Origin of the sequence: Paenibacillus ihuae (genome assembly GCF_001368795.1) — a bacterium.
Lineage (GTDB): Bacteria > Bacillota > Bacilli > Paenibacillales > Paenibacillaceae > Paenibacillus_AQ > Paenibacillus_AQ ihuae.
Window position 1 is genome coordinate 1,521,719 of sequence record NZ_LN831198.1, and the last position, 6,349, is coordinate 1,528,067.

The 6,349-nt window shown below is 50.4% G+C and carries 6 protein-coding genes; all 6 read left to right on the forward strand.

The window, feature by feature from the left end; genetic code table 11:
- The first annotated feature begins 173 nt into the window (after positions 1–173).
- Positions 174–923 (forward strand): alpha/beta fold hydrolase, encoded by a 750-nt coding sequence (locus tag AQR02_RS06745; protein WP_054939925.1) that lies wholly within the window; start codon positions 174–176, stop codon positions 921–923.
- A gap of 42 nt (positions 924–965) precedes the next feature.
- Positions 966–1,946: a hypothetical protein gene (locus AQR02_RS06750; RefSeq protein ID WP_054939926.1), complete on the forward strand. Its 981-nt coding sequence runs from the start codon at positions 966–968 to the stop codon at positions 1,944–1,946.
- A gap of 10 nt (positions 1,947–1,956) precedes the next feature.
- Complete coding sequence (locus tag AQR02_RS33645; protein WP_245237166.1) at positions 1,957–2,217, forward strand: protein kinase family protein; 261 nt, start codon at positions 1,957–1,959, stop codon at positions 2,215–2,217.
- Between the two features lie 148 nt (positions 2,218–2,365).
- Positions 2,366–2,806: a phosphotransferase enzyme family protein gene (locus tag AQR02_RS33650; protein ID WP_342447444.1), complete on the forward strand. Its 441-nt coding sequence runs from the start codon at positions 2,366–2,368 to the stop codon at positions 2,804–2,806.
- An 809-nt stretch (positions 2,807–3,615) separates the two neighbouring features.
- Positions 3,616–5,043, forward strand: a complete 1,428-nt coding sequence (locus AQR02_RS06760; protein ID WP_054939927.1) for an NAD(P)-binding domain-containing protein — start codon at positions 3,616–3,618, stop codon at positions 5,041–5,043.
- A 164-nt stretch (positions 5,044–5,207) separates the two neighbouring features.
- On the forward strand, positions 5,208–6,349 hold a 1,142-nt coding region (locus tag AQR02_RS33655), incomplete at its 3' end, for a UbiD family decarboxylase (RefSeq protein ID WP_245237168.1).

The following is a 6,349-nucleotide window of genomic DNA, read 5'->3' on the forward strand; positions in this document are numbered from 1 at the left end:
CGTGAATTCTATATCGCCCAATTCTAAGCCGGACTTTATGGGATGAGGATAACACCAGGGCAGCGCACTCTTGTAAAAGGGTTGCGCTGCCCTGGTTTGTGCAGATATTTTTCATTGTGCATACAGTAAAAATGTGGAATTATTGAAACAACTATGCTTAAGGTGGGATACGGATGAAAAGCTATTTTGTGCACAATGCTGAAGTTGCTCTGCATGTTCTTGAGAAGGGTGAGGCCTCCGTGACAGCCCCGTCGCTTCTGGTGATTAACGGACTGTGGGAGCCAGCGGAGCGGGCCATTCCTTTGCTGGCCAGTCTGCCCGGACATGTTGTTACCTTTAGTTTCCGGGGACGTGGGCTAAGCTCTACACCTGAACAGGGCTATGACCTAGCTGATCATTTGGGGGATATTGAAGCGGTTGTTAAACATTGCAGGCTAGAAGATTATTGTGTGCTAGGCTTCTCCAGAGGGGCTGCCTACTCGCTTGGCTGGAGCCTGCGGAACCAGCAGCATATGCAGGGACTCCTCCTGGTGGATCAGCCGCCGGTACATAGCAGCCAGTCTGAGCAATCCGTGAAATTCTGGTCTGAACTAAAATATGCAGGGGTACCTATACTGAATTTTATACGCCGGGCAGCGCTTGAAGGATTGGCGAATGAAGCGCGAGAAATAGACTTCGCGCCGCAATTATCGCAGCTGCTACTTCCTGTAACCCTGTTTATCGGGCGCAACCGCGAGGCTTTAATTCCCTCGGATATTTCGGAGGATGACTTAGAGAAGTACGACCGGTCCATCTGTTCTTTGCGGATTATTGAGTTTCAAGCGTCCGGGCATATGATTCCAGATGAGGAGCAGGAGAAGTATATAAGGGAAGTCAGAAGGTGGATCGGGACTTTCTCCGATCAGCAGAGGTCTGTGGAATAATAGATTATAATGAAGGCACAAATCGGAGAGGAGGCTGCCCCTTTGTTTGAATGGATACAGGACTACAGCACGCTTGCGTACAGCAGCAAGCAGGAACGAATGAAATTTGACGAAGACTCCAGATTTGAGATGAAGCGGATTATGACAGAGGATCCAACCGGAATGAGCGCACTCGGACAATATTTTACAGCCGCCAGTGTATGGTTATCGGTTGAATTCACAGTGGCTATCCCTGTGCTTGATGAAGAGGTTCGGGAGCGTATTATGCAGGAGGTTGCCCCCCATTTTGCCGAGGTGAAGCAAGTGGTCCGGAAGGGCAGAATTGAAACCGTCTATTTGCGGCAGCTGAAGCCCGGATCGGTTAAACTGTTTGATGAAAATAAGGCCGGCATTCTGCCGGTAATGAAGGATCTCTACCGCCACCACGAGGTCGGCGACAGGTATGCCGGACGCAAGCGGAGCCTGGTTCATTACAATGTAAAGACAGCAGTGCTTGAACCATACAGGGAATCAGAATCGGTGGAGCTGCAAGCTTTGCTTCACACAGCTTATTTTGGTGCGGAAGTTACCGAATTTGGTCTGCTGCCGCTTGGCTGGCAATTTGATGATTCGCTGAAACATTCGGTTGCCCTGCGCTTTCTGGCCGGTTTTGCCCCAAGCCTGACAATTACGGTGGATCGAGATACCAATGAAGTAATTATGCTGCACATGTCTCAGGAAGAATTGATTCATAAGCTCAATTTGAAATCGGCACAACCGCAGCCGCCGCGCAGAATGGGTGATCATCTGTATCTGGATATAGGACATGGACTAGTTTATGTAGTGAACTTACGGGGGCAGCCGCCGGTTAAAGATAGGAAGGGATTCCAGGACGCAGAGGTTTATTTTTGGGCAGAGGGCAGTGAATTTACCGACTTCAATCATGAGACAGCGGAGCGGATTCCTGAGGGTAGAGGCCTGTTTATTGACGAAGATTCCTTGCAGGGAATGATTGACGCGGTCAACCGGGAACTGCAGGTTTGAGAGGTGAATGATGAAATCCATTCAGAAGATTATTGAGAAGTTAAAGCTTAATGTCATGAGTATAGACGGTGTTCCAGAGTCATTCAGTTCTGAAGTTAATAAACTTACGCTGGTCAGCGGAGGAGCGGTGTATCTGAAGATCCCTTTTAACAAGGATAAGCTGGTTCGTGAATGTACCATGCTCGAATTGTTGAAGGAGGTAATTCCTGTGCCGAAGGTGTTGGACATTTGCTCTTGTCGGCGATTCCAGGCTTGCCCTGTAGCAGGGTAACTGACCCGAAGCTTGCCTGCCAGATCGGTGAGGTTCATGCCAGGCTGCATAATGTTGCAATGCCGGCATACGGCGTTTATAACAGCGACGGGTTTAAACCGCTTCGTAACAATGACTGGCGGGTCTATATCAATAAAAATTTCGTAAAGTGCAGGCAATAAACAAGAATATCCTAAATGCAGAGTTATTTGAGAAGTGTCTGGTTCACTTTGAGGGTCTCTTCTCAGCGTTACCGGAGAGTGATGGTCCCCTGGTTGTACATATGGACTTCCGGCCCGGCAATATCTTGGTCAGCAATAATAAAGTCATAGGTATTATCGATTACGAGAGTGCACGCAGAGGTTCTGCTGAAATCGATTTTGCCAAGATCAACAGGTATGTCTGGGAAGTTAATCCGCAGTCGAAACCGGCTTATGTTGAAGGCTATGAATCCATTCGTCCATTGCCGGAGCTGGAGCGGATATTGCCTTTTTATAATTTCTACGATGCTTTCAGTGCAGTTGCTTGGTGTGAGAAGCGGGGGATTGAGCAGAACAAACATTTTTTAGAGGAAAGTATTGCAGAACTCCAGAAATCGGTAGGGCAATAGATGCTGATCTACCGCTATATAGATTGAGCTTAAAGATGTACTAAACGATCAAATGTTCTTGCCGAAAATCATACGCGAATAGCACCGAAACGTAGATAACAGGAATGATTCCCTCTAGTCAGAAAGAGATCCGAGAGTGTATGGGATTAGCGGGGAAACTTCCCTCTACATTCGGCATGTCGTCCTGTTTAAGTCCATTTAAGCAAGATTACAGGGAGGAATTCCCGGTAATCTCAATTATGGAGGACTTTTGCAAGAAATAACGGGACTTTTTCCTCGTATTGGTTCAGGAGTTGCACTTTGTGCTGGTGGTGCATGAGGGCCGCTGTTCCATCTTGGTCAGTACGGATTTGAGCCTGGCAGCTACGGACATCAGCTGCTTGTACGGTTATCGCTTCATGATTGAGTGTGCGTATCGGGAAATGAAGCAAGTTGCGCACGTATTCGGCTAAACACTTCTGGAGCAAGTTCATGCCGAAGCTGATGTCTCATTCAATCCCGAAATAGAAAAATCATAGGTTCAATATATATAAGGAAATGTACCTGTGGCATATTTTATTCCATCAACTCTTTCGTTCTGGACCACAATACTGAATTTGTCAATAACCCGGGCGGCTGAATTTAGAAATGTTAGTTAATATGTACAATCATCTGAGCTGATTTTAGCTATAATGACAATAAACCTGACATAAATATTTAAAAGGTGAACCATACCGGATATAATAGGGCCAATAATGTAAGTGTGGAGCACGGGAACAGCTTGCAAATGTGGAGGTTCCTAAAGATGCCAGCGAAAGGTCTGAGGAATGATGAGCCTGGAAATTTTATATGAACGCGTGAAAACCGACCTTTCTTATCTCGCCTACGGCGGTGCGGATTGGGTACGTCCCACTAAGCATCCTGAAGGGCATGTCTATGATGTCGTTATTGTGGGGGGCGGGCAGAGCGGACTGGGGGCGGCCTTTGGCCTGCTGCGTGAACGGATCTCCAATATAGTAATTATTGATGAGAATCGTGAAGGCCTAGAAGGACCTTGGGAAACCTATGCCCGGATGGTTACGCTGCGTACACCCAAGCATTTGACATCCATTGATCTGGGGATTCCTTCCCTGACCTACCGTGCCTGGTGGGAGGCGCAAGCCGGTCCGCAGGGCTGGGAAGCCATCGACAAAATTCCGCGCGGGGACTGGATGAATTATTTGCGCTGGTACCGCCGGGTACTCGGATTGCCAGTCATCAATGAAGTGACGCTGAAGCTGATTGAGCCCGGGGAGGACGGGATTTACCGGCTGCATATTGGCGGGGCGGGGGCACCGTCCAGCCAGCTGCTGGCCCGCAAGGTTGTGCTGGCTACCGGTATCCAGGGCGGAGGCGAATGGCATGTGCCCGAGATGATTGCCGGCAATCTGCCGGAGCACTTGTATGCGCACACTTCGGAAACCATTGATTTCAATGCACTGGCTGGCAAAAGAATTGCCATCCTTGGCGGCGGCGCTTCGGCTTTTGATAATGCCAACTATGTGCTCTCAGAAGGTGCGGCTGAAGCTCATGTGTTCGTCCGCCGGGAGCAGCTGCCGAATGTGAATCCAATCCGCCAGATGGAACTCTCGGGGATGATCGAACGGTTCCATACGCTTGGAGATGCTGATAAATACGGGGTAATCTCGCATTTCTTCAAGTACAATCAGCCGCCGACGAATGATACCTTTGCCCGCGCAGCCGCGTGGCGGGGATTCAGTCTGCATCTCGGCTCCCCCTGGCTGAAGGTGGAAGAAGTGGAGGATCAGGCGGTGGTGACCACGCCTAAGGGAGAGTTCGTTTTTGACTTCCTGATCGTCAGTACGGGGCTGCTCAGTGATCCGGGACTGCGGCCCGAGCTGAGGCTGGTCGAGAGTCATATCGCACGCTGGAGTGACTGCTATCAGGCTCCTGCAGAGATCGCTAATCCGCTGCTGGATGCCCATCCTTACCTCAGTCCCGGCTTCGCGCTCCAGAGCCGGGATGAGGATGGGAAGAAGCTGCTGCACGGTATGTTCGTCTTCAATTATTCTGCACTGGCCAGTAACGGTTTGTCCGCCTCAGCCATATCAGGGATCAGGAACGCTATTCCGAAGCTGGTGGGCGGCGTTGCGGATCAGCTGTTCACGGATGACCGCGAGACGATTCTGCACTCTTTTTACAATTATAATGAGATTGAGTTTACCGGCGAATGGCTGCCAGCTAAGCTTAAATCATAAAGGCCTCTACATCGAAGGGGGTGTCCTGTAAGTCGTTCGAAATGAATGGCTACTGGGGCACCCTTATTTGCTGGCGTTATAAAGGCTAGAAGACGTTGACCTTGAGTCCGGCCTCATTGATAATAAAGAAGTTCACATTTCTTCTGCAGATTGGAGTAAGACCAATGACATATCGCAATTTGGAAGAGTGCATTACTGACCTGGAGAAGCACGGGCATTTGATCCGTATCCGGGAGGAAGTCGATCCTCACTTAGAGATGGCAGCCATCCATATGAAGGTATATGAAGCAGGCGGGCCTGCATTATTATTTGAAAAGGTTAAAGGCTCAAGGTTCCGGGCGGTGTCGAATCTTTTCGGGACGATCGAGCGGAGCAAGTTTATTTTCCGTGACACGTGGGAGTCTTCCCAGAACGTCATTGCCCTGCGCGATGATCCGGTGAAGGCGCTTAAAGCACCGTTTAAATATATCGGTACAGGACTTGCAGCCCGGAAGGCGCTGCCGCTAAAGATTCCCGGCGGACTTCCGTCCGGCTTTGAGGAGATTCAAATCTCCGATCTGCCGCAGATAAAGCACTGGCAGGGGGATGGCGGAGCTTTTGTAACACTGCCGCAGGTGTATTCAGAGGACCCGGACAAGCCGGGCATTATGAATTCGAATCTCGGGATGTACCGGATTCAGCTCAGCGGCAATGACTATGAGATGAACAAAGAAGTCGGGGTCCATTACCAGATTCACCGCGGAATCGGTATCCATCAGACCCATGCTACGAAGCGGGGCGAACCGCTCAAGGTCAGCTGCTTTATCGGCGGTCCTCCGGCTCATACGCTGTCGGCTGTGATGCCGCTCCCGGAAGGCCTAAGTGAGATGACCTTCGCCGGCCTGCTGGGCGGACGCCACTTCCGTTACAGCTACGTTGACGGCTTCTGCATCAGCGCGGATGCCGATTTTGTCATTACGGGTGAGATTTATCCGGGTGAGACGAAGCCGGAAGGACCGTTTGGCGATCATTTGGGGTACTACAGCCTGATCCATCCTTTTCCGGTGATGAAGGTACATAAGGTCTATGCCAAAAAAGGGGCAATCTTCCCCTTCACAGTCGTAGGCCGGCCGCCGCAGGAGGATACAGCCTTCGGGGAGCTGATTCATGAGCTGACCGGCAATGCCATCAAGAATGAGGTGCCGGGCGTAAAAGAAGTGCATGCCGTCGATGCCGCAGGTGTGCATCCGCTGCTGTTCGCGATCGGCAGTGAGCGCTATACCCCGTACCAGCAGCTGAAGCAGCCGGCGGAGCTTCTGACCATTCG

What these genes read in the sequence shown, in the direction of transcription:
- AQR02_RS06745 (WP_054939925.1), top strand. Translation starts at nt 174, where the DNA reads ATGAAAAGCTATTTTGTGCACAATGCTGAAGTTGCTCTGCATGTTCTT.
- AQR02_RS33645 (WP_245237166.1), top strand. Translation starts at nt 1,957, where the DNA reads ATGAAATCCATTCAGAAGATTATTGAGAAGTTAAAGCTTAATGTCATG.
- AQR02_RS06760 (WP_054939927.1), top strand. Translation starts at nt 3,616, where the DNA reads ATGAGCCTGGAAATTTTATATGAACGCGTGAAAACCGACCTTTCTTAT.